38 protein-coding genes are annotated in these 25,881 nt (G+C 37.6%); 8 read left to right on the top strand and 30 right to left on the bottom strand.

Translation table 11 applies throughout. From position 1 onward, the window contains the following. Positions 1–5: 5 nt before the first annotated feature. The 28 genes from ABGU93_RS07060 to ABGU93_RS06925 all read right to left on the bottom strand — a co-directional run bounded on the left by ABGU93_RS07060 (position 6) and on the right by ABGU93_RS06925 (position 17,658). Positions 6–212 (bottom strand): hypothetical protein, encoded by a 207-nt coding sequence (locus tag ABGU93_RS07060; RefSeq protein WP_347412770.1) that lies wholly within the window; start codon positions 210–212, stop codon positions 6–8. Then, complete coding sequence (locus tag ABGU93_RS07055; RefSeq protein ID WP_347412769.1) at positions 209–2,179, bottom strand: phage minor capsid protein; 1,971 nt, start codon at positions 2,177–2,179, stop codon at positions 209–211. The genes ABGU93_RS07060 and ABGU93_RS07055 overlap by 4 nt, the downstream gene beginning before the upstream one ends. Further along, a complete protein-coding gene (locus tag ABGU93_RS07050; RefSeq protein WP_347412768.1) occupies positions 2,179–3,834 on the bottom strand; it encodes a phage portal protein in 1,656 nt (551 codons plus the stop codon). Before ABGU93_RS07050 ends, ABGU93_RS07055 begins: the two co-directional genes overlap by 1 nt. 3 nt (positions 3,835–3,837) lie before the next feature. Further along, complete coding sequence (locus tag ABGU93_RS07045; RefSeq protein WP_347412767.1) at positions 3,838–5,181, bottom strand: PBSX family phage terminase large subunit; 1,344 nt, start codon at positions 5,179–5,181, stop codon at positions 3,838–3,840. After that, positions 5,166–6,038, bottom strand: a complete 873-nt coding sequence (locus ABGU93_RS07040) for a terminase small subunit (protein ID WP_347412766.1) — start codon at positions 6,036–6,038, stop codon at positions 5,166–5,168. Before ABGU93_RS07040 ends, ABGU93_RS07045 begins: the two co-directional genes overlap by 16 nt. Before the next feature lie 78 nt (positions 6,039–6,116). Beyond that, positions 6,117–6,926, bottom strand: a complete 810-nt coding sequence (locus tag ABGU93_RS07035; RefSeq protein ID WP_347412765.1) for a hypothetical protein — start codon at positions 6,924–6,926, stop codon at positions 6,117–6,119. Positions 6,927–7,008: 82 nt separating this feature from the next. Continuing rightward, positions 7,009–7,662, bottom strand: coding sequence for a hypothetical protein (locus tag ABGU93_RS07030; protein WP_347412764.1), 654 nt, complete (start codon positions 7,660–7,662; stop codon positions 7,009–7,011). A gap of 212 nt (positions 7,663–7,874) precedes the next feature. Then, positions 7,875–8,306, bottom strand: coding sequence for a sigma factor-like helix-turn-helix DNA-binding protein (locus ABGU93_RS07025; RefSeq protein ID WP_347412763.1), 432 nt, complete (start codon positions 8,304–8,306; stop codon positions 7,875–7,877). Between the two features lie 213 nt (positions 8,307–8,519). Continuing rightward, positions 8,520–9,287, bottom strand: a complete 768-nt coding sequence (locus tag ABGU93_RS07020; protein WP_347412798.1) for an RtcB family protein — start codon at positions 9,285–9,287, stop codon at positions 8,520–8,522. Positions 9,288–9,325: 38 nt separating this feature from the next. Next, positions 9,326–9,604: an RtcB family protein gene (locus ABGU93_RS07015; RefSeq protein WP_347412762.1), complete on the bottom strand. Its 279-nt coding sequence runs from the start codon at positions 9,602–9,604 to the stop codon at positions 9,326–9,328. A 200-nt stretch (positions 9,605–9,804) separates the two neighbouring features. Continuing rightward, the gene (locus ABGU93_RS07010) at positions 9,805–10,152 is read right to left on the bottom strand and encodes a hypothetical protein (RefSeq protein WP_347412761.1); all 348 of its coding nucleotides are present in this window, start codon (positions 10,150–10,152) and stop codon (positions 9,805–9,807) included. Positions 10,153–10,262: 110 nt separating this feature from the next. Then, positions 10,263–10,487 carry a hypothetical protein gene (locus ABGU93_RS07005; RefSeq protein WP_347412760.1) on the bottom strand — a complete coding sequence of 75 codons (225 nt, stop codon included), beginning with the start codon at positions 10,485–10,487 and terminating at the stop codon, positions 10,263–10,265. Continuing rightward, complete coding sequence (locus ABGU93_RS07000) at positions 10,468–10,653, bottom strand: hypothetical protein (protein WP_347412759.1); 186 nt, start codon at positions 10,651–10,653, stop codon at positions 10,468–10,470. The genes ABGU93_RS07005 and ABGU93_RS07000 overlap by 20 nt, the downstream gene beginning before the upstream one ends. Before the next feature lie 3 nt (positions 10,654–10,656). Beyond that, positions 10,657–11,097 carry a hypothetical protein gene (locus tag ABGU93_RS06995; RefSeq protein ID WP_347412758.1) on the bottom strand — a complete coding sequence of 147 codons (441 nt, stop codon included), beginning with the start codon at positions 11,095–11,097 and terminating at the stop codon, positions 10,657–10,659. After that, a complete protein-coding gene (locus tag ABGU93_RS06990) occupies positions 11,036–11,338 on the bottom strand; it encodes a replicative helicase loader/inhibitor (RefSeq protein WP_347412757.1) in 303 nt (100 codons plus the stop codon). The genes ABGU93_RS06995 and ABGU93_RS06990 overlap by 62 nt, the downstream gene beginning before the upstream one ends. After that, the gene (locus ABGU93_RS06985; protein WP_347412756.1) at positions 11,331–12,242 is read right to left on the bottom strand and encodes a DUF4373 domain-containing protein; all 912 of its coding nucleotides are present in this window, start codon (positions 12,240–12,242) and stop codon (positions 11,331–11,333) included. Before ABGU93_RS06985 ends, ABGU93_RS06990 begins: the two co-directional genes overlap by 8 nt. Before the next feature lie 93 nt (positions 12,243–12,335). After that, a complete protein-coding gene (locus ABGU93_RS06980) occupies positions 12,336–13,043 on the bottom strand; it encodes a hypothetical protein (RefSeq protein WP_347412755.1) in 708 nt (235 codons plus the stop codon). After that, the gene (locus ABGU93_RS06975) at positions 13,043–13,372 is read right to left on the bottom strand and encodes a hypothetical protein (protein ID WP_347412754.1); all 330 of its coding nucleotides are present in this window, start codon (positions 13,370–13,372) and stop codon (positions 13,043–13,045) included. Before ABGU93_RS06975 ends, ABGU93_RS06980 begins: the two co-directional genes overlap by 1 nt. Positions 13,373–13,425: 53 nt before the next feature. Further along, a complete protein-coding gene (locus ABGU93_RS06970; RefSeq protein ID WP_347412753.1) occupies positions 13,426–14,328 on the bottom strand; it encodes a recombinase RecT in 903 nt (300 codons plus the stop codon). Further along, a complete protein-coding gene (locus ABGU93_RS06965) occupies positions 14,328–15,236 on the bottom strand; it encodes a lambda-exonuclease family protein (protein ID WP_347412752.1) in 909 nt (302 codons plus the stop codon). The genes ABGU93_RS06970 and ABGU93_RS06965 overlap by 1 nt, the downstream gene beginning before the upstream one ends. Then, positions 15,223–15,492 (bottom strand): hypothetical protein, encoded by a 270-nt coding sequence (locus tag ABGU93_RS06960; RefSeq protein ID WP_347412751.1) that lies wholly within the window; start codon positions 15,490–15,492, stop codon positions 15,223–15,225. Before ABGU93_RS06960 ends, ABGU93_RS06965 begins: the two co-directional genes overlap by 14 nt. 14 nt (positions 15,493–15,506) lie before the next feature. Further along, on the bottom strand, positions 15,507–15,743 hold the full coding sequence (locus ABGU93_RS06955) for a hypothetical protein (protein WP_347412750.1): 237 nt from the start codon (positions 15,741–15,743) through the stop codon (positions 15,507–15,509). A 5-nt stretch (positions 15,744–15,748) separates the two neighbouring features. Next, positions 15,749–15,940 carry a helix-turn-helix transcriptional regulator gene (locus ABGU93_RS06950; RefSeq protein ID WP_347412749.1) on the bottom strand — a complete coding sequence of 64 codons (192 nt, stop codon included), beginning with the start codon at positions 15,938–15,940 and terminating at the stop codon, positions 15,749–15,751. Between the two features lie 2 nt (positions 15,941–15,942). Further along, positions 15,943–16,167, bottom strand: coding sequence for a hypothetical protein (locus ABGU93_RS06945; RefSeq protein ID WP_347412748.1), 225 nt, complete (start codon positions 16,165–16,167; stop codon positions 15,943–15,945). 162 nt (positions 16,168–16,329) lie between these two features. Beyond that, positions 16,330–16,503 (bottom strand): hypothetical protein, encoded by a 174-nt coding sequence (locus tag ABGU93_RS06940; protein WP_347412747.1) that lies wholly within the window; start codon positions 16,501–16,503, stop codon positions 16,330–16,332. Then, positions 16,475–17,050: a helix-turn-helix transcriptional regulator gene (locus ABGU93_RS06935; RefSeq protein ID WP_347412746.1), complete on the bottom strand. Its 576-nt coding sequence runs from the start codon at positions 17,048–17,050 to the stop codon at positions 16,475–16,477. The genes ABGU93_RS06940 and ABGU93_RS06935 overlap by 29 nt, the downstream gene beginning before the upstream one ends. 105 nt (positions 17,051–17,155) lie before the next feature. Then, positions 17,156–17,434, bottom strand: coding sequence for a hypothetical protein (locus ABGU93_RS06930; protein WP_347412745.1), 279 nt, complete (start codon positions 17,432–17,434; stop codon positions 17,156–17,158). An 11-nt stretch (positions 17,435–17,445) separates the two neighbouring features. After that, positions 17,446–17,658: a helix-turn-helix transcriptional regulator gene (locus ABGU93_RS06925; RefSeq protein ID WP_347412744.1), complete on the bottom strand. Its 213-nt coding sequence runs from the start codon at positions 17,656–17,658 to the stop codon at positions 17,446–17,448. 136 nt (positions 17,659–17,794) lie between these two features. Between ABGU93_RS06925 and ABGU93_RS06920 the strand changes: the two genes are divergently transcribed. After that, on the top strand, positions 17,795–18,037 hold the full coding sequence (locus ABGU93_RS06920; protein WP_347412743.1) for a helix-turn-helix transcriptional regulator: 243 nt from the start codon (positions 17,795–17,797) through the stop codon (positions 18,035–18,037). Between the two features lie 16 nt (positions 18,038–18,053). Then, positions 18,054–18,854, top strand: coding sequence for a hypothetical protein (locus ABGU93_RS06915; RefSeq protein ID WP_347412742.1), 801 nt, complete (start codon positions 18,054–18,056; stop codon positions 18,852–18,854). A 260-nt stretch (positions 18,855–19,114) separates the two neighbouring features. On the opposite strand, the gene ABGU93_RS06910 is transcribed toward ABGU93_RS06915, so the two are convergent. Continuing rightward, the gene (locus ABGU93_RS06910; RefSeq protein WP_347412741.1) at positions 19,115–19,360 is read right to left on the bottom strand and encodes a helix-turn-helix domain-containing protein; all 246 of its coding nucleotides are present in this window, start codon (positions 19,358–19,360) and stop codon (positions 19,115–19,117) included. A 156-nt stretch (positions 19,361–19,516) separates the two neighbouring features. Here ABGU93_RS06910 and ABGU93_RS06905 point away from each other — a divergent pair, with 156 nt between their 5' ends. Genes ABGU93_RS06905 through tcmP form a run of 4 tightly spaced genes read left to right on the top strand, consistent with a single transcriptional unit; the run spans position 19,517 to position 22,582 of the window. After that, a complete protein-coding gene (locus ABGU93_RS06905) occupies positions 19,517–19,915 on the top strand; it encodes a helix-turn-helix transcriptional regulator (protein ID WP_347412740.1) in 399 nt (132 codons plus the stop codon). A gap of 36 nt (positions 19,916–19,951) precedes the next feature. Beyond that, on the top strand, positions 19,952–20,563 hold the full coding sequence (locus ABGU93_RS06900; protein ID WP_347412739.1) for a hypothetical protein: 612 nt from the start codon (positions 19,952–19,954) through the stop codon (positions 20,561–20,563). 37 nt (positions 20,564–20,600) lie between these two features. Then, positions 20,601–21,419: a hypothetical protein gene (locus ABGU93_RS06895; protein WP_347412738.1), complete on the top strand. Its 819-nt coding sequence runs from the start codon at positions 20,601–20,603 to the stop codon at positions 21,417–21,419. A gap of 23 nt (positions 21,420–21,442) precedes the next feature. Then, positions 21,443–22,582 carry a three-Cys-motif partner protein TcmP gene (tcmP, locus tag ABGU93_RS06890; protein ID WP_347412737.1) on the top strand — a complete coding sequence of 380 codons (1,140 nt, stop codon included), beginning with the start codon at positions 21,443–21,445 and terminating at the stop codon, positions 22,580–22,582. On the opposite strand, the gene ABGU93_RS06885 is transcribed toward tcmP, so the two are convergent. Then, positions 22,567–23,277 carry a phage Gp37/Gp68 family protein gene (locus tag ABGU93_RS06885; RefSeq protein WP_347412736.1) on the bottom strand — a complete coding sequence of 237 codons (711 nt, stop codon included), beginning with the start codon at positions 23,275–23,277 and terminating at the stop codon, positions 22,567–22,569. The genes tcmP and ABGU93_RS06885 overlap by 16 nt on opposite strands. A gap of 173 nt (positions 23,278–23,450) precedes the next feature. Between ABGU93_RS06885 and ABGU93_RS06880 the strand changes: the two genes are divergently transcribed. After that, positions 23,451–23,876, top strand: a complete 426-nt coding sequence (locus tag ABGU93_RS06880; RefSeq protein ID WP_347412735.1) for an ImmA/IrrE family metallo-endopeptidase — start codon at positions 23,451–23,453, stop codon at positions 23,874–23,876. 17 nt (positions 23,877–23,893) lie between these two features. After that, entirely contained in the window at positions 23,894–25,804 is a 1,911-nt protein-coding gene (locus tag ABGU93_RS06875) for a recombinase family protein (RefSeq protein ID WP_347412734.1), read from the top strand. The last annotated feature ends 77 nt before the right edge of the window (positions 25,805–25,881 follow it).

Genomic DNA, 25,881 nt, shown 5'->3' with positions numbered 1-25,881 from the left:
TGGTTTCAAATCACTATTTCATATTTTAATAAATCTTCGCCCTCTTCATATTTGGGACACTGAGCATTATCAAAATACACATCATCTGGCTTATCCTCGTAAACCTCACAACGTCCCCAACCGATATGACCCTTTTGAGCGTGTCGACATGTCCGGCAATGCATTTTTTCTTCATTGGCCTTTCGTAGACCAATCATATTGCTTAAACTCATTTCATCACCCCTATCACTTTCATAACAACTGTAACTTTTCCACTCACTTCTTTGATTTCAACAATTTCAAATCGTGTCTTCGCTTGCAAAATTATTTCAGCTTCAGACCCAACAACTTTTGATGTTTGTTTGCCGTCCCAATTCCCCGTTGTGTTCGTATCACCGTAATAACTGAAAGGCTCGGCATAAATTCCCTTAGTCCCTTTAGGAGCTAGTATTTCATAAGATATTATATCATAAAAACCTGCATCTGTTGCAATCCCTGTACTAAAAAAAGCCGGATCAAGAACTTTTTTTCCTGAGAATTTTTTATTTAATGCAGCAATTTTGGAAGGAATAATTTTGTTTTTATCAATCCCTAAAAGTCCAGCCAACGATTGTTTGTCTGACCCTCTAAACAACCAGACATCTTCAGGAATATGACTCTTGTCTATTGCATCCTTTAACGAATGAATATACTTTTCGCCATTTTCATTATCTAACGGAACATTTCCAACACCTTTAAAGTTACTCCAGGTCTTGTCATATCCCCGCATCGGTCGATTGAATTTACCAGATCCCATGGTGTATTGGTAAGCAGCATCTTTTTCTGGTGCGGTTAATCGTGGCCATAGTTTTTCAGTCTGCGGCCTGTATAACTGATCCGCTTTTTTGCGATCATCGAAGCGGAGCGCATTATTAACGATGCTGTTTTTAGGATCTTTTATAAGATTGTTTGAGTTAGGCGAATTAACTGAATTAATATGACTCATTGAATACTTCTTAACCGCTTGTTTATTCGTCCAAACACTCTTTTGACTGATACTTTTATCAAAACCAATTACCTGGTGACGCTCGTTCTGCAATGGCAATCCGGCTGTGTTGCTGAATTCTTTATAGAATTGTTTCTGTCGCTGGAGCTTAATACTGGCCGTCGTGAACGCTTCTTTATCTCCCAGAGCGTCATATCCAATCAATTCTATTTTACTCTGTCGCATGGCAGTTTCTATTTTTCTTTGCTGCTGAGTCGCTTCGTAATGATTGTAAGTTTTACCCTCGTACTCAAAAGGATCATTATCCAAATGCTCTAATTCTTTTTCTGAATAGGTTGGAACAGAGATACCAGGGAAGAATGCATAGTAATTGTGTCGGCAATTCCATCCGCAAAGCCCTGGACCTGTGCCAAGGCCGGTTGTTCTTGCTAAATTAGGATACCCCGGGGCGGAACCAATGATCTTGAAGACCTTTCCCTGCCATTCTGCGTGAGACGGTCTTGCCCCGGCATGAGCAGTAACCTCAGCATATTCAGCGCCCAGATCTTTTACCACCTGATCATTCATTTTGCTGGCCATCTGATTAACACCCGTCATCACCGCCCGTCTGGCAGCCACATCAACCCGGTTATGCCAGCCCGATTCATAGTCAATCCACCTCAGTCCAGATTGTGATATCCCTTTCACAGCATTTCTAATGGCCGTGTTGTAATCCAGCACACCCGTCGAAACCTGAAATTGTGCCATATCCAGAGCCTTGTTATAATATTCATACATAGGCAGGTACTCAATCTTATTCCCAACCTTTCGGGCGAATCCCAGGGACTGGGTCATGTTAAACAACTCCCCCTTGGTCTGCTCCTGAGCGGCCTTGACATAATTCTGTAACGTCTCAGACTTTTCAAGGCTGGGAGCCAATTTCCCCTGACTTTCATATATCGGCCTGTCATTTTCCAACGATAGCTCGGCAACTTCCTTCATCAACTGATCAATTTCACGTTGTGAAAGTTTTGTGACCCGTTTGATTTCCTTTTCGAGCCCTTCTAGTGCCATACCAATTTCTTTTGCTCTGATTGCCTGCCATTCTGCTGTTTCTGTTATCGCACCAGCTTTTCCAATACGTCGCACAAAGTCGGCGATGATGAATTCTTCTAATTCCTGATACAGATTTACGAAATAGTCGGGGATGGATTGCAGTTGCTCAGGAGTCAGCATTATTCAGCCCCCTCAATGATCTTCTTGGCCTCATCTTTAGTTATTCCAATCGAAATAGAAATGACGTTTATCGCTTGTCCTAGTGTCAATTCTCCGGCTGAATACTGCGATAATATGGCTATCAACGATTGTGTTTGGGCACCATTTAGCGACCTACCGGTGACATTTTCAGCGGTATCAATAACAGTTGTATTGGCTGTAGGCGGTTCGATGTTTTTCAAGGCTTGATCAAACGGATTATCCTCAACGGTTGTACTAGCAGTGGGCATCATCTTCAGAGCTTCTTTTTCAGTCACACCATACTTCTTGGCAAGATAGATTTCTGGTCGAATTAACCCGCTGGCAACATCCTGCTGCATAAATAATAGTTCTGATTCGGTATCAATGATGTAACTGTCATCAAAGTTAACCTTGATCTCAGGGTTTTCATCTAGATCAATGCCACAAATATTTTTCCCAGCCCAAAGAATCCCTTTGATTAAAGCTTTCAATGCTCTTTCTACGACAATATAATTCTTACTGGCATTCTGCATCAGCTCCTGCTTATCCCCGACATACTGTGTCGCTGTGATGATGGCACCGGTATTAAACTGATAATGCTTAGTACCAAAACCGCACTTAAAGCTTAGGTAGTCAAGCTGAGCCTGCAACCCATCAATGTTTTCCTGAACTCTCAACGATGGGTTGAACTCCTGAATCAGGTTGTTACTACCATTTTTATCAATAAAATCATCGCCAAATTGGATAAACAATTGTTGTGCTGTATCATCTGGTGTAATTTTTTCGCCACTCTCCGTTGTTGTCGTCAACGAATCATTGAGAAATACCTTCTTACCGCCGAGTTTAAAGTCTCGATTGAAGTTGTTATAGCAAAGATCAACACCCTGCAAATTATCGATTGAATTGGCAAAAACTGACATTCCCAAACCGTTTGAACCGTCAATTGTATTCACAATATTTGGTTTTATGATTGAGAATAAAGGGATATCTGATGTTGTTGAGAACTCCTCAATCATTCCGTCTGGCAATGGTATGGGATTCAGACTGCCAGCTTCTTCCTTGAAATATTGGTTAGAAATAACATATCCAGTGTCTTTTAAAACATGAGTTTCGACATAAACATAGTTTTTTCCTTCATGCATAACATCTGAAACAAAGGAGACATCAACGATTTTTCCGTATTTGACTGATAGCGGAACGATATTCAAAGCACTGAGGTATTCCATGCGAATTTTGGTATCCTTTGATCCTAATGCCTTTTCTCCACTTAGCTTGAGTCCTTCAAATCTCAGGACAAAAGCGCCGGTGCCAGAGTAGAATGTTTTCTCAACCAACTCATTGGCAGATTGCCAAAAAGTATTAAGCTCGAATACTGAATTAATAAAGTCATTATTTTTCTTACCGTCAATAACCACCTCGGTTTTTTCATTAAGTAAGATACTTGCCCAATCCTCACAAACTTTCTTTCCCATCTTCAGGGAATAAATCTTGCGTTTGATTGTTTTTCCATCATACCCACTCTCTTTAAAATCATGGAAAGGTTTGTGATATCCCTTCCACCAATCTTCCCATTCTTGGATATGCGCATAGTAGCCAGTCGGCACATCATAACCATTTGTTTTATTGAGATAATCTACCACTGAATTTATGTTCATGCGTTATCCTCCTCCAATTAGTTTTTTGATAAATCTTTCAAATGAATACTCAAAGGCATCCAATATATCGATGTCTGAACTGAAATTATCCAGTCGGACATCTTTACCGGCATCACTGGATTTTTGATCCCAGACCGCCGATGAAAGTCCACCAATGAGGGCTGTACAGCAACTTAAAACTTTTAAACGGTCCCGATTTAACAGGGTGTTACAGCATCGGATCCGCTCCACGATCTTGACCTTGGCACTATCGCCAATCTTTAAAGGTAGTCCAGCATTTTTACATGCCTTGATAAGACCATTAATCAGATATTGAGCTTCATTATCTGCAAAGCAATACCTGATCGTGATATTTGGAAACAATGCTTCAAGCTGTCGATAAAATGCAATAAATTCCTGGTTAACCCGATCACTGTCAATATCGCCCTTTTGCCCTTTGATGGCATGATCTGCCAATGCATAGATGTCTTTAAAGTTATGTGTAAATCCAGTGGCCACAAAGGTTGTCAGAGATCGATTCCCCCCAAAGTCAACGCCAATGGATATGAATTCAAGATCTCGCTTTAATTGCTCTTTTAAGGCGTCAGTCAGCTCGATGACATACTTACTGGGGTTGTCGGCAAACTGTCGGTATATGACCCCTTCTGCCGCTTTCCATAGACCAAGAATAAAGCGTTCATAAAAAACACCGCTATACATGGAGCGGTATCTAGCTTTTATCTTTTCAGTTAGGCTAAGATTATCATCCATGGTGAAATGGAGATATAGGTACTGCTTTTCATCTTTCTTATCGATCCAATTGATCTTAAACCAATGCTGCGGATTGCTCGGGTTGCAGTTAAACCAAAATTTCGAGCCCTCAACTGAACAACGACCGGTGGCCTGATTCACAAAGGATTCCGGCATCAGTGCGACTTCATCAAAAAAAACGCCCGCCAACGTGATCCCCTGGATCAAGTCTTGTGAACGTTCATCTTTTCCACCAAAAACATAAAAATAGTTTGTGACTTCTCCCCGGGTAACAATTACCAGGTTATCTGCCCGATGATCCTGAACTCTGTAGCCTCTGGCTTTAAGCATCAGCTTTAGCCAAAACAAAACATTACGTCTGAAAGATCCAATCGTCTTCCCGCACATGCCAAAATTCTGATTACTAAATGAGACCATGGCCCAGATCACAAAGGAAAGAGACATGGACAATGTTTTACCTGATCGAATGGCACCGTCAGCAATAATGCCTTCTTTGTCTCGCATTGGCGAGTTTGGCATCCACCAGGTTAAGACCTTCATTTGCTTTTTGGAAAACGCTTTGAACTTAAAAATTGCTTGTCTTACTCGTCTTCCCATATTTCTTCAACCTTTCCGGCTAAAGCTTCTAGGAAGCCATCATCCTCATAGGTTTCAGGCTCGCCGCCAAGTTTGTTCATTTCCAGCTTCATCTTGTCAATTCGGGTCTGCTGCTCATTAGTAGCCAGATCCATATGATCTGACAACCATTGGAGGGCTTTCATGCGGTCTGCCAGCTTGATGCTTACACCATCTTTCCCTTGCTTGACTTCCGAAATAATAGACCCATCCACTTCGGATGACTCTCTGAATTCCACGGAATTTACTTCTTTCATGAGTGGTATTTCTTTGCCATTGTCATCCTTGATTGTTATCGGGCCAAACGGGCCCATGACTTGAACCTCACGGCGGCCAAATGAAAGAAAGTCTGAAATGTCAGAAAATGCGATGTCCCAATACTTCTGGAAGATGTCTTCTTCTGAGATAAAAGAACGGACATATCGCTCATGTTTAAGCTTCATGATCTCGTTTTTGACCTTATCATTTCTTAGCATCCTGGATCCGTTAGACATGGCTGTTAAGTAGTCACATCCATAAGCTTTCTGGTAGCTCCTTGTCGCATTAAACGACTTACTGTAATACAAACAAAAAAGCCGCTGTTCATCGGTTAAATCAGGGTTTTCAATGACTGATTTAACTTCTGGAATAGAGACTTTTGTTTTGACACGTTTATTCGCTTTTTTGTTTGCAACGTTGCGTTTTTCTGATTGCAACGTTGCATCCCAGTTATACCTTTTCTTCCAGCTCCGGATGGTGCCTTCAGGGATGTTGAGAGCGGCGGCAATGTCCACCATTTTTTGGCCTTGATCAAATAATTTTTTTGCTTTTTTAATTTGTTCATTGGGTGCTCTTGGCAACTCTCACCACCTCTCATTCGTCGGTTTTGTGCATGAAAAAAGACACCCATAGGTGCCAGCGTCAAATTAATTAACTTATTAGTTTTCTTCTCTAATACGAAATGAATTATTTTCAAATTCAAGCCTTTTTTGTCTATTATAGATCAATGATCTTTCTTCATCAAATTTTTCTTTTTCGGCACTTAACATCATATTCTGTTTCTTCAGATACTTTATTTCGCTCATAAGCTTGCTTATTTGTTCATTAGAAAAATCCGGATTTATTTTATTAACATTATTGATTCCAACCTCAAGTTTGTCAATACGATTTAAAACTGCATTTAACATAAAGTTTATTGTATCATTTTCTGTTGGATGTGATTCGTCAATGGCAGTAGCTTTTTCAATTCTTAAAAGTTTAATAATTGAGTTAATACCTTTAGTATTAATCTTTGTTTCCTTTATGCCATCGGTAATTCTTTTTCTATCTTCTTCAACTTCATCAATTATTCTTTTATTCCTGTAATCAATAGTTGAAAAATTTGCAATATCAAAAATTCGCGGCGTTCCTTCTTCTTGCACTAAAACAACTGGCAAATCAAATGCTTGTCGTAATCCTAACTCGAATAACACGTTTGGATTTCTTGTACTTAGATCACATAATGCCATCGGGGCATTTACAATATCCATAATAATTTGAGCCTGTATCATACCACACGATGAATCATCATCTGCCCTTTTGGGTTTGAATCCCGCTTCTTTTATTGCTGGGCAAAAAATTTGGTCATATATTTTTTTAAAATGACCTTCTGCATAGTCATCGGGATCACTTATAGGCATAATTACAAAACAAGTATTATCCTCACCCTTTTGAATTGTTTCTACGTCCAATTCTGATTTATTACTCACAAATCCACCTCACACAATTTTTATGATTATTATACGCCTGCATGAGAACATTTACAATGTATGAATTCAAAAAAAGACACCATCAGGTGTCAGCCGTTTTTTCAAGTTTTTTAATACAATTTTTAATTGCAATTTTTCTAACCATCAAGTTATGGTTCTCCAAATTCAATTCTTTATTTTTCGAATCATTATTTTTTATAATTCCTTTAAATGCTAAACTAACAATAAAATATGGTATTATAACAATAATAAATATTGAAATAACCAAAAACATAAAGTAAAAAATATATAACATAGATTTTTCTAATGCTACAGCCATTTGATTATTTCCAACCGCACTGATTGCAGTAGTGATATTATCGAGAATCCCAAATCCTAAACCAAAAGAAATCAAAAGAAAGATTAATTGCAAAATTACATCTGAAACACCTTTGTTTCCTTTAATTTTCCCCCTATTCGCTCCAATTTTTTCATCAATTTGAAGCATTTCTAAATTTAGGATATCAATATTTACTATTCCTAAATAGTCATTTTCGAAATTTTTTAATATTATTTCATTGTTTTGAAGCCAATCATTGTCAAGTACAATGAATTCGTCTGTTTCATTTTCATCATCTTTTCGATTAGCCTTGTGTTCATAATGTCTGTCTATAGCAAATATTAACAATCCAAAAAAAACGACCATTACAGCAAACAACAACAAGTAATTATTTATAAAATCAACAACAGCAACCATATCATCCTCCATTTGAACGATTTTTATAAGCATACATCAAATTTGAAACAAATGCAAATTTATGCATTAATTAACCATGAATATTATTACTTTAAAAACGCCCTTTGGAAGTTGTCTATTACACATATTAATTTCCTATCCTAATAATAACATGCATAAACCCTGCATTGGAACACATCCAACCAGCAAAACATCTGCATTCTATCAGCATTCTACCCGCAAGCACTTTCACGCATAGAAATCATGTCCAACTGATCCAGTGTCACTTCGATTTTCTTTTGAACGGTCCTTTCATCCAGTTCCATTTTGTCTGCAATTTCCCTCCAGGTCAGTTTTTTAAAATATCGGTCCTCTATGATACTTTTCAGCTCCGGTGACATCATCGGCATGAGCCGGTCCACCACCTCTATATCCGCCTCAGCTAGTTTTTTCTTTTTCTGCAACTCCAAAATTTCTTTATCCTCAAGATGCCTTATCGCCGTTCGTTCCGTGCTACTCCCCCCGCCATGAACAATCGGGGTATGTGACAACTGCTGGGTATACGACGGGTCAATCTGTTCTCTGAGTAATTTGATCTCACGATCTATGAAGATAATCACAATTTTATTATCCATATACTTTTCAAAAAAGCTTCTTACTTGCACGTATTCTCCCCCTTATGTTATAATAAGTTAATCAGTATTCGGGAGAGAATACGCTAGAATGTTTCCTATTGCAGTAGGAGCATTCTTTTTTTATACCTGTTCATGTTCTTTCCAGTTCCAAAAGCCCTGTTGTCCATTTATCACCATAAACTATCAACTGCGCTCATGGCTGCCATATCGTTAGTGCTTTCATAGTCAGTCTCGTTTCTTTTCTTATTTTTCTGCTGCTTTAAAATTATAAACTGGCTTAAGTACGTCGATTATTTCAACCGTTTCGGTGATATGCTCTAAAATCATGCTCATCGATTTATAAGCCATTGGTGCTTCATCCAGGGTTTCTTTTGAAACGCATGTCGTATAAACACCATTCATTTCTTTGACAAATTCCGTTAATTCAAGTGTTTTTTTCGCCTGGGATCGACTCAGGATTCGGCCAGCTCCATGGGGTGCTGAACAATTCCATTCAAGATTCTCTTTTCCTTTAGCCAAAATCGTTCCATCTCGCATATTTAATGGAATCACCAGTTTTTCATCTTTCATAGCTCTGACAGCACCTTTTCTCAAGGTAATGCAATCCATATGCATTTCAATATAATTATGGATCGTCGTACATTCTCTCTCAGCTTTTGTCAAATTCAAATTATCAACAATCTTACTTACCATTAAAACGCGATTGATTTCTGCGTAATACTGACAGATATTCATATCGTGCAAATAGTCTTTGATTAATTCACCTGTTAAAAACCCATCCTTATCAGCCATTTCGCCATAAATTGTTGCAACTTGATGGCCCAGGTTCCGGGATCCACTGTGGATTAAAAGAAATCGCTCCTGGTCCTTATTTTCTGCAATCTCGATAAAATGATTACCTCCTCCCAATGTCCCAAGGCTTTTATAAAGCCGATCTAAGCTTCTAAGTTTTTCTCTACAGTATAAATTCCCGATAAGTTCAATCGCTTTAGTTTCTTCCTTATCATTAATTTGAAATCCATATGGGATGTTTTTTCGAATAACTTCATCTAATTCTTGAAAAGAAAATGAACCTTCAAGTTTTCAACTTCTACTCCACAGCCGATATCAACGCCAACATAATAGGGGTTGATTGGCGTATTATGAGGCATCCGAATGGTGGTTCCAATCGTACACCCAGCCCCAGCATGACAATCCGGCATAATCCGTATTGTTGAAGTTTCCAACTGTTTCAAATTACACATTGTTAAAACCTGTTTATATGTTTCTTTTTCAATGTCATCTATAAAAACATTTGCCTTGTTGTATTGCCCTTTTATTTCTATCATTTTTTACCCTCTCACATTCGTCCGAAAGTTACAGTAACTCATTTTATCAAATTTATAGTCAGCTGGCATCCTCAATTTTTTTCTTAATAAACAACTTACACTTATTCCATCTGTGAGCCATGGCCGATGCTGAACAATTATTTTTAAAATGCTTGTGGTCGTAATACTGACAATTTGCTTTTTTACAATGACCTTGTTTTTTAGTTTTCATTTGTAATCCTCTCTATTCCCGCTTCATATTCCCGATACATTTCAAACCATGCCTCAACCGGCATAATCACAACCCAGTCACAATTATTCTTTCGGTGGGCAACAATCGGCAGTTTCTCACCTGAATCCCGGATTGCCTGATCCATGGCATCATAGAGTTTCAGTTTTTCGGTCCTTTTGACTTCAATATGGACATTAGGTAATCCAACAACATCCTCACCTTCAATACCGTTATATTGCTGGCCACGGCGACAATCATAACCGTTATCCCGGCATAACTTGGCAAACTCACGCTCTCCGACCTTCCCTTTTAGATTCGAATTGATTCTTTTAGTCATCCCTCAACCTCTCAATGAGATAAAACTCAGTACAATCTAAGATTTCCAGATCGCCAATTACACCCTGGCAATTTCCGCCATTCTCTGCTAGATTTTCACAGTTTTTGCAGTTAATCATGATTCACATCCCATCTGATCTTTTGACCGCAGTTAGAACAATAACTGTCAATTTCATTTAGTCTCCACCCACATTCGTAACATTTTCCATTAAGTGGTTTTTTAGGGATAGTTTTATTTAATGCCTCTGACGCAATATTCACAGCATCTTTGTATATTTGATGACTGTATGGTGTGGAGAACTTCTCCAAGGATTCTTTAGCTTGCTTTGGTTCCATCATCATCCTCCTTGCTATAAATCTTCTTCTTAAGTGTCCGGATATCATCCTCATATCGCTGTAGCAACTGTTTTTCCTGCTCGATGTCTTTAGGATCTGCACCGGGTCTTGTGATATAGTGCTGCAAAGCATGTTTAATAATCTGCATTGTTCTTAATTTTTTCATTTTTCAACCTCCTCTTAAATATTCAGGTGGATTATGATTCATTACTTTTACACGTCCAAGCGGATCCATGTCCCAGTTAGACCTTCTGATTTTTGGCAACCCAACATGCTGCGCCCCATTGATGCAATCGCACGATCCAACGGATTCATGGCCAAATTGATCAATTAAAAAGACGATTCCAGTCGATCGGCACTTATAGCAAGGTTGTTTTTCATAGTGTACAATCGGTTCATAAATCGATTTTGAAATTCTTAAGATATCCCCTGGCCGTGGCTCACGTTGCCCATCATCACGTAAAAACATCATAAACGCCTGGTTACACTTCTCATAGGGAATCTCCTGAAGGATCTCTTGCCAGACATCAATTGCAGCGTCGGACTGACTAATCCTTGTAAATACTCCGCTCATCTTCTTTAATAGCGATACTGTTTCCTGTACAGTCAAGCAAACTCCCCTCCATTCTGCTTTCAATCAACCGAATGACCCCAGCTCTTTCGATGATCTCAGCTGCTACCGGTGGAAATTTTGATGTCTTTAAACATTCGACCAAGGCTTGTTGAGCATGCGGAAAGCTGATATCTTTTATTAGCAGATGCCAAATATTGATTTTTTCATCCGTTACCTGGTAGCTTTGGTACATGGCACCAATAATTCCAAGTAGTTTCGTTGTTTCGACTTTAGTCAAAAATATTCACCTCTATTTCGTTTTGATCTTCCTGCTCGGCCTTTGCCATTAAGTCAGGTAAGTTCTTTAAATTACTTTGAATTACGCTCATTTGATTTTTTCTGAATTTATCCGGAAATAACCCTTTCCAACCATTCATAATCGATTCGCCAATAATTTCGATTTTGATGTTGTCTGGAAAATCGATTATCTTACTTTTCAGAAGATTAATTGCTCGCTCAGTATTGTTAACCTTCAGCTTTTTCCGCATATCCAGGAATTCCATAAATAGTTCATTCAACTGAGGATTTAGATAATGAATCTGGTCAGATGGATCAATCTGACAGCTTATACTCTTATCTACTTTCATTTCTTCTACTTTACTTTTATTTACTCTACTTTGTGTATTATTAGGGTGATTAACTGAGTTATTCGGTCGATTAACCTCGTTTTTCGGTCGATTAATAAAATTATTTAAAATTGGGTGCCTTGAAGAAAGCTCCTTCATTTCATTTTCTGAAAGAAGCCAATAATCAAAATTGATATTCGCTGCCTTACGATCCACAGTCGCCCCATAATACGTGCGCTGTGCCCGTCGAGAAGTAATTATAGCTCCGGATTTAAAGTGATCATCGCTAAATAGTCCACACGCCACCAAATCCTCGATAATACTCTCTACAGTTTCAACGTCCGGCTGGTGCTTCCCCTGAAGGTTTTCACACACTTCCCACAGGACGTCTTCTTTATTGTCTCCAAAGTAATCAATGTAATATCCCTTGTCTTTATAAAGAATGCAAAGCAGGGATATGTAAACCATCACCGCCGTTGGTCCATACTTTATCTTGACCCGGCGTAGTTTACGATCAGCTATTAAATCGACGTCAAAAGGGAAATAATCGATTCCTTCCTTTATCGGTCTGGCCACTTATTCACCCCCATTCTAGGTGGTCCCTTCAAGTACTTTGACACCATTTATATCCCGGCTGAATATCGCTCTCAGCCGGGATCGGTCCAGTTATTAGGCGATAATCGTATAGTCTTCACCCAGTTGCGTTTCTAAATATGCTTTGATCCTGGTCATCGCTTCATGTCTCCAGGCACCGCCATCTGCTTCGAAAAGACCGACTTCGCAATTATCATTGACCCGTAAAATAAATGGGCTTTCAGGCTGATCAATTTCAGTGAACGTTCTAAAGGGCGCTAATACAACCGGGTTTGGAATCTGTTCTTCTTTTACAAGGGTAACGCCAACAGCTGAGGTAGCTGTTTGAGTGACACCATCATCTTCAAGCTTGACACTGTTTTCGAACCGCATTTTTGCGATGCTGGATAAAACGCGCCCCCGATCCTCATTCGGTACGAACCGGGATTGCAGCATAATATTAAAGTTCTCACGGTCCATAAACCGATTAAGTGTGATCACCGGCAAAAGAGCATCGGCCTGAATGTAATTTTCTCTATTTTTAAAATCCGGATTTAAACTCGAGATAATTTGTACCGTCGTTTCATTAACAACATGAATTAGTAGTTTCTCCGGGAATAATTTGTCGGTATTTGCATTTAGATAATCAATGAGAGCTGTTAAACTTTGAGCCTTAATCATTGCTGGCATGGGCTTTTGAACAGCATATAAACTTCCTTCTGAATAAGCCAATCCTCCAATCTCAATCACTTTCGGTCCTGTCATTTCCTCAACTTTTTCTAAAAAACTTCTTGTTAAATCCATTACTTTCTTGCTCCTTCCATATTTACAATCTTATTCATATCAATCTGTCCAGGAACTTGACCGCCAAGCTCCTGAACCTTTACACCAGCACCCGATTTTTCCATTAAGATGCTTGTTGCCAGACCTTTAATCGGGGCTGCCGCATGATTCACCTTAATATCTACCTGACCGACCATCCTGCTTTCATCGGGCTTAATCGTAATCTGCATTGTTATCTTACGAGCTGCCTTTGGATCAGTGTTGGGATCCTGAATGTTTTTTAAAACCTTGTCGAACTCATGATCAAAGAGTTCCTGCAATCCACCATTACCAAATTCACCTAAATTCATTTTCTTCCTCCTTTTGAGATCACCAGGAATGTACCACCTGGCAGTTCATTTTTTTATTGAACATTAATGCTTTCCCGCTCTGCTTCTCGGATTTCAGATTCAATGATTTTCTGTTTTTCTTCATCAGTGAGTTCATTGCTGGAAGGCTCATCCTGGATGACTCCATCCTCATCAATCTGATATTCCGGTTCAATATATTCGGTTGGAACCTCAGTCATATCTGCTGCTACTTCATTTTTAATCGTTTCGTCTAAAGCAATTCCTCTTAAAAATTCTGATTTCATTGGTGCATACTTGAGAGCCTGCTTTAAAACAGTCTTTTTCGCCATGGCGTCAAAATGCTTGACCCAAATATTTGACATTCCTTTGTTACCTTTTCGATTTTCTTTCTCATTTTCTCGAACATCTTCCACGCTCATAACCTCGAAACCATAACCGCCATCTTTTGTTTTAAACATGCCATAAACCCAAATCGGATCACCTTTTTTAGCTCCTCTTGTTGGAATATGTTTTAATTTTGGATCCAGACCTAATTCAAATTCGAACTCATCATTTTCATATACAACATGGGCCTGAATCAAGGAAACTTGCCCTGATCGATAAGCTAAATCAATAAGCCCTTTATAACCTAATTGAAATTGACACTCTAAAACGCCTTTTTTATTATTGTAAAATGGGATTAGATATGCTTGTCCTAATGGGGTATTGGGTTCAAGTCCCAATTGTGCTGCCGTCATCATGGCCCCTAAAAAACTGGATGGTGTTGTTTCTGCCAGTTTGGGGTTGCTACTGATTGCGGTCATAACAATCCGTGTAAACCGATCCGGCGTCATTACGGTTGGTAGAGCTTTCTCAATTTCACCTTTCATACTTTTTATGTATGCCTGAATCGTTGGTGCTCCATTTGCTTTTGCTGCAGCGTTTGTCGCTGCCGCGGTTTGTATTTTTCCTGCCATTATTTAACCTCCTTGATTTCGAATTTTCTAAATTCACTTGTTTTGTAATATCCATCCAGATCAATTTCTGGATGATCTTTTGCAAAATCCTTCACCTGAAAAGTCCGCCGTTTCTGGCCTTTCCAATTAATTTGGTATGATCCGCAAATTCCTTTCTCATATAGTTGCAGTTCTTCTTTTAGTTGTTGTTCAATCCGCTCTTTTTCAATATCCAGTTCCTTAATTCTCTGTTTAATTGTTAGATATTGATTGACTGTATTTTCTTTTCCATAAATTTCAATTATTCCATCTTCTGCATCGCCAGCATAAATTGTGTTAATAGCTCCAGTTGTCGGATCCAGGCCATCAACCGGTGGCGGGGTATCGCACTCTACATATTTCCAAAAGTCCCGTTCAGCATCCATCAAGGCCTGTATTTCGTCCTCATCCCGCTCGATCACGAAGGTATGAAATCCCTGGCTTAATACTAATACACCTAGATACCAACGGTCAGCCCCGGTCACTGCCATGTAATGTACGCACTGACAATAATAAGTTTCGGGGAATTCGCCACCCTTGAACTTTTTCAGGTTCATGATGCTAGTGGTTTTACACTCAAGTCCAGCATTCTCACCGTTTACCTTACGATCTACATTGGCCAGGGCAAAGGGATAATCCGGGTTACCTAAAATCTTTGTCCGTCTCCGGCACTTCTTCCCGGTTTCTTCCATCCAACGATCCGCTACATACTGCTCCAGATCTCTACCTTGTCGCATGATCTCACTGTCTTCCTTCGGAGGAAGCCGCCCAGTTTTGTCAGCCCATACCGTGTAGGGTGTGGCCCATGGATTCAGGCCAATGATAGCGGCAGCATCACTGCCACCGATACCTTTTCTTCTGGCCTCTAACCATTGGTCATGATTCTGCATTTTCCTTCACCTCTTGTCTGGCTTTTTTTACCTTATCACGGTTTAACTCTATGTCCCTTTGCAGTTTTTCATAATGTGCTGGGGCCTGAATAAGTGCAACGGCCAGCATGTTTACGAACATTTCCCGAGGTAGTGAATCATGAATAACTTCCTGATAAAATGTATCAATCGCAGTTAGCAATTCAACAGTTAAATCAACTCCACTACCAACACCCATAAGTTCAACATCACCTTTATTTACTTTTATTTCTAACATTTCATACTCCTTAGTTAAGCTGTTTGCCGATCCATGTATTCATCAAAAAGACGATCCGGATCAGGTCCTTCATTTTTTTCTTCTCGAGCATGCCACTCCCAGGCATCCATTGATGAAATGCAATTCTCGCATCCAACAACATCACCTTTCTTTGAGTAGAAAATAGTGTCACACTCTTGATAACATTCCGGGCATTCCGGATACTTTGATTCCTTTGGATCTGGTGGATCGAAACAATAATTATTGGTCATTATTTCTACTTCCTTACAATTTCTATTTTTAGCCCCAATACATCCAATACTGGCTTGATGCTATCAAAGTGAGGCATTCTATTTCCAGATTCCCAATGCGATATTGATCGCTTCGAGATTCCTGATAGTTCCAATAACTCGCTTTGCGTCAAATTTTTAGACTCGCGTTCTTTCTTGATGATTTCATTGATCTGCATTCTTACCTCGCCATATGTTGCCCTTTTTTGAAATGAACAACATTCTGATTCTCTTGTTTGACCGGAGCCTTAAGTCCAGTAATTGTTTCCAAATCATCAATGACTTCATCCAACACATTCAAAACGCCCTTGTTATAGCTGTTTCTCAACAAATCCCAGGTATTTGTATTTGCTTTAATTGCTTCTTGTTTTCCTGCCAACTTGCATAATAAATTTTGCATATCCATATTTTTTCTCCTGAAATTATTCCTCCTATTGAGAATCGGAGCGGCCCGGAGGTAAAGCCGCTCCTTGCATTTCACACGCTGGTGTGATAAAATTGTTTTAGAAAAATTTGCATATCCTATTCGCAAAGGGCACCTGCGCCAACGGGTGTCTTTTGTTTTTCTCTAAGCACTTTTGTCCTCCTCTTTTTTCCTTGACATTGGAGCTGTAAACATACTGATATCAAATGGTTCGTTAAAAGCTGCCATCAGTTCTTCCTCGGTGTTAATGCCTATCTCAGCCAGCGCTTTCCATATTTCTTGCCTTCTGCTATCGCCAGGCAAACAATTTTTCTCCATGCTTTACCTTCCTTTCATTTCGAGTTATTTCATTGTTATTAATCTGGCAGCCATTTGCCATTAAAGCAAACATCAATCCCCATCCGCTAATAATTGATTCCGATATTTCTTTCAGAAAATCATTTGAAGTATCCTTCTCTTGTTCAGAGATTTGATTATCAATTACGACTTTTCGCATTCTGCTGTCCAGTGTTTCAACATCCTCGCGCTCAGCCTGGTATTTCAGAAAAGCTGATGGTAGATTCTTTAAATCCATCAAGTCTATTAGATTCAATCGCGGGAATAATAATCTTCCAATTTCAGTGTTTAAAACCCAGTGCTGTACCAATAAATAATCTGCGTTTTTCTGCAATGGTGTGACATAAACTTTTGTCATTTGAATAACGATACTTTCTGACGGAAGTCTGCCCTCCCCAGTTACCGGATCATAGGATTCCCAGTACTTCAACGACCGTTCACAAGGTCCAAGCCTTGCAGCTGCCTCATTAAGTTTCAGTCCGGCATTTTCTCTGCAGATCCGATAAATATTCTTACTTTCATCGTTCACCTCTAATTTCTCCTTTCGTGATATAATTTTTCTAAAGAAGCGATTGTTCCGGCTTTCTTTTTCTCCCCCCTCTCAGTTTTCGCCTGAACTGCTCCCCGCAAAATTCTAAGTATTTTCTTCAATCCACTTCTTTGCTGCTGGAACGCTGATATAGTATCGGCTTCCGATTTTTATTACTGGGAAACCTTCTTCATATAAATAAAGCTGTCGCAAACAGTTATAAGGAATTCCCAGCTTTTCAGCTGCTTCTTTGGGTGGATGAAAGAGTTTTTCATGCTCATTTTCAGCTTCTTTCATTCCACCCATAATTATTCTTTCAATTTGATCAATTTCAGACCGCATGTTTCGCAAACTGTTTTTGATTTCGTTAATATTTATGGGCATGTGAACACCTCCTAACTGGCTTTTACATTTTCAATTGAATCCAACAAATATCTTAATTCCACTCCAAGCGCATTTGCCAATGCTAAACAAGTTGTTACCTTCGGAATATATTTGTTTTGCTCCAAATCACTGATACTTGTTTGTGGAATTCCAGTAATTTTGCTTAAATCGACTTGTGACATATTTCTTTCAAGTCTTAGTTTTTTCAATTCGGCTCCTAACATTTCCAGCTCCTTTCTTAACGTTTTATCGTTAATTAATCATATATCGTTAATCTCCAAAAGTCAACTATATATCGTTAATTATTTTTAAAATTATATGTTATCCTTTAGATAACGATGTTTCGGTAAGGTGGTTATTATGACAATTCGTGAAGCTGTGAATAAAAGAATACTTCTGCTCTGTGATGAGCAAAACATTACTATCAATATGCTTTCTACTAAAGCTGGCGTGACTCAATCGACGATAGATAGCATCCTCAAAGGGAGAAGTAAAAACCCTGGCGTTTGTACGATCAAAAAGCTTTGTGATGCTTCAGATATCTCTATTATTGACTTTTTCAACCACCCTTTATTCGAAAATTTAGACATCGATTTGAATTAAAGGGAGATTTGCATTAATGGCAAAGATTACAGATAAAACCGCAGCTGAAAAAATAATTGAACGTCAATTGGAGTTGCGACGCAAACTTGATGGTGCTTATAACAACATCAGTTTCCCGAGTTCCCATGCCAACGACTCCATGTTTCGCAGCCATGCGGCTTTAGATATAGCTGGCATTGGCGTTTGGCCCGTTAATATGGGTGATTATCCGTCATCTATAGCTCTTGCCGGGAGCTGGTTCGACGATGCAATGACCACTTCAGCTTTTTCTATGGCGGAGTCACCAATGATTAAGATGGCTTATGAAAATATCCAGTTTGCTGCTGATATGATCTACAATCACGCCGAGTTGCTAGATTCAATTAGTCTGTCGTCCAACTTATCAGCGACCAACTCTGCATTATCAGAATTGTTCAATAATTCAGATAGCTTTCTCAAGGCATTAATCGATGATTTACCAGAAGACGTTAATCCAGAAAATTATGAAATAATTAAAAATGTCGCTTCTGATGTGAAAACTATTAAAGAAAATTCGCATGTTTCCATCTATGATAAATTGACATTTATCATCACTTTATTAGGGTTTCTTATCTCGCTATATTCAACCAATCTTTCCGATTTGGAGTCAGTAGTGCTAAAAGAATTTCTTGATTCTACTTCAAATAAATTAGAACAATTTGTTGATATTGCAACTGACTATGTGGAGCAAGATATTGCACTTCATCAGCAAGAGATTAAACTTGATAAGGAGCGAAATGATCTCCTACAAGAGCAAAACGAAATACTGAAAAAACAACACGATCCGATCAAAGATTAGTCAAATTTCCGTCATCATCAAAGAAAACCTAACCATATTTTGAATCTGCAACAATACCGCATTCAGATATAACCGACGTGGGTTATATTCATACTGCTTTTGTTCTCTGCCGTAAGAATCGGCTTCGTTTGCTTATTTGAACATCTCCCCAAAATTGAGGGACATCTTCTTTAAGATTTTCTATATCCCGCTTAGCTTTACCTCGCACGATCGGCCGATGCTTTTTAATTCAAGTTCAAGCTTGTTCATCTAATCACCACCTAACTGGCTTGTGGGTTATACTTAGATTTGCGATTAGTAATCTTTTTGGTTACTTCATTGCTAAAAAAAATCTGTTCAATCGGCATTTCAAAGATTAATGAAATTTTATTTGCTTCTTCTAGAGAGAATTTTCTTTCCCCTCTTTCTTTCATACTATAAGCATTTTTGCTTTTTAATCCCAACTTTTCGGCCATATCATCTTGCGTATAACCGCGGTTTTCTCTTAGCTCTCTAACTTTGCTCATTCCATCACCTCCAATCTGTAACCGTATTGATTACTTTTATGATATACCCATTTTGGTTACTTGTCAAGCCGTAAGTATTCTTTTTGTTAACTTTATTTACAAATAACCATTTTGTGTATAAAATAGAATTTATTACATGAAAAAGGAGATCACTAAATGAAATTTGGGGATAGACTGAAATCAATTAGATTAAAAAATGATATGACCCAAGAAGAAATAGGCAATCTTCTAAATAAGTCCAAAAACAACATTTCTCAATATGAAACTGGCAAACGTGAACCAGATCTTGAAACACTCAAGATCATTTCAAATTATTTCAAAGTTTCATTAGACTATCTCCTCGGTAATACTGACGACCCAATCCCAGTACGTGACGTTGATCAAGACCTTTACGCTGAACACAACTACACAAAAGAACTTGAAGATTTTCTAAAAGATAACGTGACCACGGCAATGTTTCAGGACTACGGTGATTGGTCTGATGAAGAGAAAAGAGATTTATTGCAGTTTTTAAAAGGGCAGAAAGCTTTAAGAGAACAGAATAAGGGAAAATGACAGGCTTTATTTGAGTCTGTTTTTTTTGGAGGAACGATGGGAAAAATTGAAACCCTTAATTTTTACATACACAGTTGTGATTTAGAAAACCAAAGCATTTTTGACCATCAAGATCTAATTAATGAAATTACAATGATTTATCACTCAGAAATATCTGATTTAGAGTATGGTTTATCTCCTAAATTTATTGACGATAATTTTGAAAAGGAATCTGTGTATCCAGTCCATGACCTAAAAGTATTGAAATTAAAATTAGAAAACCATAGAGATAATCTCTTGCGTGAAGACCAAAAGAGAATAGAAGAACTAAAAATCTTGGAACTTAAGAGTCAAATTACAATTAACAACAATAACCATAATACCAGTAATTCAATTTCATCAGCAACAGCGATTACTAACATTTCCATAAGTCAAACTATGAAAAATATCAACGAATTGCCGGAAGGCATCTTAAACAAAAATGAAACAGTCGAACTGAAAGAGCTTATTCATTCAATTGATGAAATGATTGCTGTAAAAGATAATGAAGGAGCCAAGTCGAAAATTTCAAAAGTATTGAACACTATCGGGAATAAAGGATTTGAACTTTTTGTGGCAGTTGCTCCTTACCTTCTTCAAGCTGCAACTGCCACTCAAACAACTACTTGATATGCCAACAAATAATTCATAATGAAAGCGAGTATAAATGAAAAAATATAGTTCGAGTATTTTTATTCTAATAATAATATTTTTAGTTTTGTTTGCTCTGACACTTCCACTTTTACTTGCCCATGAATTAAATGCTGAAACTTCATTGACCTTCCCAAATTTATTGTCATATTATGGATCTATCTTGGGTGCTGGAGCCACGATCGTTGCCGTCGTATTAACTATTAATTATAATAAAAAACAAATTGGAGATGAACGAAGGCTTAATGAAATTCAGCTTAGAAACGAACGAACACTTTCTGTGAAACCTTACTTAGAAGCTCAGTTTCTCCAAATTTTTCCAGCTGATCATTTATCTAATATCTGTTCTAATGATTATGACTACAAATACTTTCTAGTGGAATTTGATACTAATGAAATAACACCTAGTACTCATTTCCCTGAAAATCTTAAAAGATATAAGGGTGGTATTAATGAAATAACTGCGAAACAAAAGTACATAACAATAAAATATTCTTTGTCAAATGTTGGTGCAGGGAATGCTTTGGATATTGCTATGAAACTCAATAATAAAAGTGTCTGTCCAAATTTTGCCCTTCCCATTAATACTGAAAAAGTTTTCATCTTTCTGTTTGTTTTTTCTGAAAACGCGAAAATTGAGAATAAAGCAATTACTCTTGTTTATGAATTCCATGATATCTATACACTTGAGTGTTACTTGCAGACTGATGAATTTGACATAGGTCCAGCCAATAGTTATATGTGTCTATGGGATTCGAATAGCAGAATTACGCCTCCTAAAAAAATTAAAACAAATCCCAAAATTGAAACTACTAAAAATAATATTATTCAATAACTTTTTGAAAGGTGTTTTAACTTATGGATTGCAATGATTTTTATAGTGTTAAGGACAATAATAATACAACAAAAACACTAATCGTTAAAAATTATTTCCCCGCTTGGGCAAAAATAATGAAGTCCGTGGTTCAACGTTATCCATTTAAGAATTCTGGTAAACTCGCTTATGTAGATTTTTTTTCAGGCCCAGGTGCTTTTGAAGACGGTGAGAAGTCAACTCCTATTTTAATTATGGAACATATATTGAATGACCGCCATTATTGTCAAAATATGCTGACTTTTTTTAATGATTGTGATGAGAATAATATATTACAACTTAAAGAAAACCTAAAAAAAATTGATGGCTACGATCTTTTAGAAAATAAACCGCAATTCTTTTGCGATAAGTTGTCAACCGACTCACATTTACATCAATTTGCGAACTTAAAAATTCCAACTCTATATTTCATTGACCCATTTGGTTATAAAGGATTATCTCAAGATCTATTTTCAACATGTTTAGGGAATTTCGGATGTGATGCCATCCTCTTTTTTAACTACAACCGCATCCAGTCTGGACTTTTGAACCCAAAGGTAGAAATTCATATGCGCAAATTATTTAGCAACAAAATATATGAAGAATTGAAAAAAAATCTAAAGAAAAATACGATAAATAAAGAAGAAATAATAATTGAAGCCTTCTCTCGATCACTAAAAGAAAATAATCTGTTATCCTTTCCATTTCGTTTCGAATTTGAGAATCGAATGGGGACAAGTCATTACATCATCTTTATTACTCATTCCCATCTAGCACTAAATGTCATGAAAGAGATTATGCACTCTTTAAGTTCAACTAAAACAAATGGAATTGCTAATTTTTCTTATGTTTCAAGCAGTCGACCACAGCAGTTGAATTTCATAGATATTTCTAAAACAGAAGAACTGAGAAACACACTAAAACAGACATTGTTAAAACAGTTTTCAGGATATACTATAAAAGTGAAAAATATAATAGATAACTTAGTTGAAACTATCTATACAAGCAAAAATATAAAAGTAGCCTTAATTGAACTTGAATTGGAAGGCTTAATTACTTGCCCGAAACATAGGGCTAATACAATGGCAGATCATCTATATATTACATTTCCACAAAATATGGATCAAAATCAAACAACCGGATAAGCGTCCCATGTTTGACCAAGTAATTCTCGTCCTGTTTTTTTCTTATTTTTACCGCCCCATTGTTTGAAATAAAATGCAGTATCATATTGATCACAAACATTTTTCAAGTGGATAACCCATTCTTCGATTATCGGCCTAGCCCCAACACCGCTTTCACCCCCAATAATCGCCCAATCGATCTTTGATAGATCTGGGTTATTCACTCTTTCAATAAGCGGTTCAAAAGAAATAAATTTTATTTTTGCCGGTATCTGCGCTAGATCATCAATTCGATATTTATATTTATCACTCTCGATAGTAACACCCATCCAAATGTTATTGCTCCAATTAAGATGAGGTGCATATTTTAGCAATATATCGCTTCTTTTTGTTAATATTTGAAAAACATGCTGATTTGCTAAGTTCATGGTGTTAAATACCCTTTGAATATATTCAAAAGGAATATCTTCATGAAATAAATCAGACATCGAATTAACGAATATCTTAGCAGACTTATTCCATTTCAAAGGTACTGTTAATAAATCCTCATGCATCGTTACTTCAAACCCATTTTCATACCGTGGATTCCCCATCGCATTTAATCTTTTAGCCATCTTCTCTGCATAACAATTCTTACATCCATCAGAAATTTTTGTACATCCAGTTACGGGATTCCAAGTTTTTTCTGTCCATTCAATTTTCGTATTTCCCGCCATAGAAGCACCTCATTTGCTCGAAATCGAACTACTGTTCTGATTCTATTTTAACACAAAACTAATTTTTTTAAAAGCATTAACGCAAATTTTTACCCTCACTTCATCTAATAAGAACAAATGTTTTGTGTTATAATACCCTCATTTAGAACTAACGTTCCATTTAAGGAGGTATTATGTTTAAGCATTGTGAAGAATGTGCGCTCAGCACATTAGAATCTAATAATATTTCAGAATTCCCCACGCCTATCTACACCATTGAGCAAATAATCATTGATCACGATTTTGATATTGTGATTATCCCCACTCTCACAAAATCCGGAATCTTTGATAAAACCCTTTTTGTACCACATCTTCCAGATTTTGAATTCCGGGTCTCTCTTGCTCACGAGCTTGGCCATATAATTTTGCATGAATTCTTTATTCATTCTGCTCAAAGTGAAGCCAGAGCTGATGCTTTTGCAGCCTATTTCTTAATGCCTTCAGGACATTTTGAAGATCATGCGCCAGCAATGACTAAATACGACTTGAGCGAATTCTATGGAGTTCCAGTCAATTTTATCAATAAAAGGATGGAATTATCCATTGATCTGATTCAATAGTAACAGAGGTAACTAACATGACTACAAAAAAAGCAGCTCTATATATACGAGTATCAACTGCCATGCAAGCGGATCGCGACAGTCTTCCCCTCCAGCGTAGCGATTTAATAAATTATGCGAAATTGGTTTTAAACATCGACGATTACGAGGTGTTTGAAGATGCGGGTTTTTCTGCCAAAAACACTGATCGGCCACGGTATCAGGATATGATGGATCGGGTTAGACGGCGTGAGTTTAGCCATATACTCGTTTGGAAAATCGACCGGATCTCAAGGAACCTCATAGATTTTTGTGAGATGTATGAGGAAATCAAGAAATACGATACAGCCTTTATTTCTAAGAATGAGCAATTCGATACCAGCTCCGCCATGGGCGAGGCCATGCTCAAGATCATCCTGGTGTTCGCTGAATTAGAAAGAAAGTTAACCGGGGAAAGAGTCCTCAGCGTGATGATCGATCGAGCATCACGAGGACTCTGGAATGGAGGTTTTGCTCCATTTGGTTATGATCTAAATAATGAAGTAGACTTTCCTTTTATAAAAGACTCTGAATCAAAGATAGTACAATATATTTTTGACTTATATGAAGAACTTGAATCAACAATCGCTGTGGCCAGAACCCTTCATATCAATGGGTATGTCACAAGAAACGGTTATACTTGGAGCAATGAATCTGTTTATCGTATTTTGAAGAATCCGTTTTACATTGGAACCTACCGGTACAATTACAGGAAAGCTTCATTGAATCCAAGAAAGCGCAAAGATGAAGGAGAATGGATAATTCTTGAAGATAACCATGAGGCAATTATTTCAAAAGAACAATTTTATCGGGTCCAAGAAACGATTAAAAAGAACCATAAAGGCGGAAGTCAAGCGCACCGACAAAGCGCAGTCCCTCATATATTTTCTGGAATCGTATTTTGTCAGAATTGTTCAAAAAGGTATACGCCAGGGCCGGGACCAAAAAGAAAAGATGGGATACCATCATCAAGATACAATTGTGCAAATTATAATAGTGGCGATGCATGTTCTGGGACTATTGGAGACATCTTTCTGGTGCCATTTGTTTTTAATTACTTAGCTAACTATTGTGAATTGGCCGATAAAATATCATATCGAATGAAAAACAGCACCATTGAAAAGATACTTCTTAAAGGTAACTCTTTTGTCCATGTCAGAACTCTCTCTTCAGAAAGTATTGAAGATATTAAATTCTTTATATTGAATGATTTAAGTAATTCCGGCATTGATCCTTGGAGCATTGAAATTCAAAAACCTAAACAAATTGTAAAACCTACACCGATGATTGCTGAAGAAATAAAAAAGTATGAAACAGCTATCAATCGCTTAGAAGAATTATTTTTATTTTCAAGTGAATCGATGAGCCAAAGCGAATTCATTGTTAAGAAAGCAAGACTTCAAGAAAAAATTAATGAATTGAAGCAAAAAGAAATTGATGAATATACGACCCCTCAAGAAGATGACTCAAAAGATCTTTTCGAATTTATCTCTGGTGTTGTTTTTTTCAAGAGCCTCATCAAAAAGAATGTATCGTATGACTATGAATTTTTAATGAAATATATGGGCAGAGAAACATTAAGCAAACTATTTCAAGCAGTCATCTCAAAAATATATGTTAAAGACAGTGTCCCACAGGTAGTTATTTTTAAGAATGGCCTTGTTCATCAATTCGTTTGGGAACCCGGGAAAAGAAAAGCTACTTCGAAGATAAATATATTTTTGAAAAAATATGAATCTGAAATTGATAGTTTTCTTGATGATAAAGGAGCCATCACGCATAAGGATCTGCGGGATCTATCAGGAATTAACAAATCTCAATCAGCGCAAATTATTAGGGCATTAGTCAGTAGAAATCTCATCGAACAAGCTCCTGAGCTCGGGAAAGGGTGTTATAAACGAACAAAATAAAATACCTATTCTGCTGATAGTGGAGCGGTTTGTCGGCTATAATAGCAATATGTTTTTACATGTTCGACTGCTCCACC

Origin of the sequence: Acetobacterium sp. (assembly GCF_039830195.1) — a bacterium.
Taxonomy (GTDB): Bacteria; Bacillota; Clostridia; order Eubacteriales; family Eubacteriaceae; genus Acetobacterium.
This window is presented reverse-complemented; position numbering and strand designations above follow the sequence as displayed.

What these genes read in the sequence shown, in the direction of transcription:
- ABGU93_RS06915 (WP_347412742.1), top strand. Translation starts at nt 18,054, where the DNA reads ATGGCAAAGATTACAGATAAAACCGCAGCTGAAAAAATAATTGAACGT.
- ABGU93_RS06970 (WP_347412753.1), bottom strand. Translation starts at nt 14,328, where the DNA reads ATGGCAGGAAAAATACAAACCGCGGCAGCGACAAACGCTGCAGCAAAA.
- tcmP (WP_347412737.1), top strand. Translation starts at nt 21,443, where the DNA reads ATGGATTGCAATGATTTTTATAGTGTTAAGGACAATAATAATACAACA.
- ABGU93_RS06930 (WP_347412745.1), bottom strand. Translation starts at nt 17,434, where the DNA reads ATGCCCATAAATATTAACGAAATCAAAAACAGTTTGCGAAACATGCGG.
- ABGU93_RS07050 (WP_347412768.1), bottom strand. Translation starts at nt 3,834, where the DNA reads ATGAACATAAATTCAGTGGTAGATTATCTCAATAAAACAAATGGTTAT.
- ABGU93_RS06950 (WP_347412749.1), bottom strand. Translation starts at nt 15,940, where the DNA reads ATGCAGATCAATGAAATCATCAAGAAAGAACGCGAGTCTAAAAATTTG.
- ABGU93_RS06910 (WP_347412741.1), bottom strand. Translation starts at nt 19,360, where the DNA reads ATGAGCAAAGTTAGAGAGCTAAGAGAAAACCGCGGTTATACGCAAGAT.
- ABGU93_RS06960 (WP_347412751.1), bottom strand. Translation starts at nt 15,492, where the DNA reads ATGTTAGAAATAAAAGTAAATAAAGGTGATGTTGAACTTATGGGTGTT.
- ABGU93_RS07060 (WP_347412770.1), bottom strand. Translation starts at nt 212, where the DNA reads ATGAGTTTAAGCAATATGATTGGTCTACGAAAGGCCAATGAAGAAAAA.
- ABGU93_RS06920 (WP_347412743.1), top strand. Translation starts at nt 17,795, where the DNA reads ATGACAATTCGTGAAGCTGTGAATAAAAGAATACTTCTGCTCTGTGAT.
- ABGU93_RS07055 (WP_347412769.1), bottom strand. Translation starts at nt 2,179, where the DNA reads ATGCTGACTCCTGAGCAACTGCAATCCATCCCCGACTATTTCGTAAAT.
- ABGU93_RS06895 (WP_347412738.1), top strand. Translation starts at nt 20,601, where the DNA reads ATGAAAAAATATAGTTCGAGTATTTTTATTCTAATAATAATATTTTTA.
- ABGU93_RS06955 (WP_347412750.1), bottom strand. Translation starts at nt 15,743, where the DNA reads ATGACCAATAATTATTGTTTCGATCCACCAGATCCAAAGGAATCAAAG.
- ABGU93_RS06875 (WP_347412734.1), top strand. Translation starts at nt 23,894, where the DNA reads ATGACTACAAAAAAAGCAGCTCTATATATACGAGTATCAACTGCCATG.
- ABGU93_RS06885 (WP_347412736.1), bottom strand. Translation starts at nt 23,277, where the DNA reads ATGGCGGGAAATACGAAAATTGAATGGACAGAAAAAACTTGGAATCCC.
- ABGU93_RS06900 (WP_347412739.1), top strand. Translation starts at nt 19,952, where the DNA reads ATGGGAAAAATTGAAACCCTTAATTTTTACATACACAGTTGTGATTTA.
- ABGU93_RS07015 (WP_347412762.1), bottom strand. Translation starts at nt 9,604, where the DNA reads ATGATAGAAATAAAAGGGCAATACAACAAGGCAAATGTTTTTATAGAT.
- ABGU93_RS06975 (WP_347412754.1), bottom strand. Translation starts at nt 13,372, where the DNA reads ATGAATTTAGGTGAATTTGGTAATGGTGGATTGCAGGAACTCTTTGAT.
- ABGU93_RS07010 (WP_347412761.1), bottom strand. Translation starts at nt 10,152, where the DNA reads ATGACTAAAAGAATCAATTCGAATCTAAAAGGGAAGGTCGGAGAGCGT.
- ABGU93_RS06905 (WP_347412740.1), top strand. Translation starts at nt 19,517, where the DNA reads ATGAAATTTGGGGATAGACTGAAATCAATTAGATTAAAAAATGATATG.
- ABGU93_RS06880 (WP_347412735.1), top strand. Translation starts at nt 23,451, where the DNA reads ATGTTTAAGCATTGTGAAGAATGTGCGCTCAGCACATTAGAATCTAAT.
- ABGU93_RS07005 (WP_347412760.1), bottom strand. Translation starts at nt 10,487, where the DNA reads ATGGAACCAAAGCAAGCTAAAGAATCCTTGGAGAAGTTCTCCACACCA.
- ABGU93_RS07000 (WP_347412759.1), bottom strand. Translation starts at nt 10,653, where the DNA reads ATGAAAAAATTAAGAACAATGCAGATTATTAAACATGCTTTGCAGCAC.
- ABGU93_RS07030 (WP_347412764.1), bottom strand. Translation starts at nt 7,662, where the DNA reads ATGGTTGCTGTTGTTGATTTTATAAATAATTACTTGTTGTTGTTTGCT.
- ABGU93_RS07045 (WP_347412767.1), bottom strand. Translation starts at nt 5,181, where the DNA reads ATGGGAAGACGAGTAAGACAAGCAATTTTTAAGTTCAAAGCGTTTTCC.
- ABGU93_RS06925 (WP_347412744.1), bottom strand. Translation starts at nt 17,658, where the DNA reads ATGTTAGGAGCCGAATTGAAAAAACTAAGACTTGAAAGAAATATGTCA.
- ABGU93_RS06945 (WP_347412748.1), bottom strand. Translation starts at nt 16,167, where the DNA reads ATGGATATGCAAAATTTATTATGCAAGTTGGCAGGAAAACAAGAAGCA.
- ABGU93_RS06965 (WP_347412752.1), bottom strand. Translation starts at nt 15,236, where the DNA reads ATGCAGAATCATGACCAATGGTTAGAGGCCAGAAGAAAAGGTATCGGT.
- ABGU93_RS06940 (WP_347412747.1), bottom strand. Translation starts at nt 16,503, where the DNA reads ATGGAGAAAAATTGTTTGCCTGGCGATAGCAGAAGGCAAGAAATATGG.
- ABGU93_RS06980 (WP_347412755.1), bottom strand. Translation starts at nt 13,043, where the DNA reads ATGGATTTAACAAGAAGTTTTTTAGAAAAAGTTGAGGAAATGACAGGA.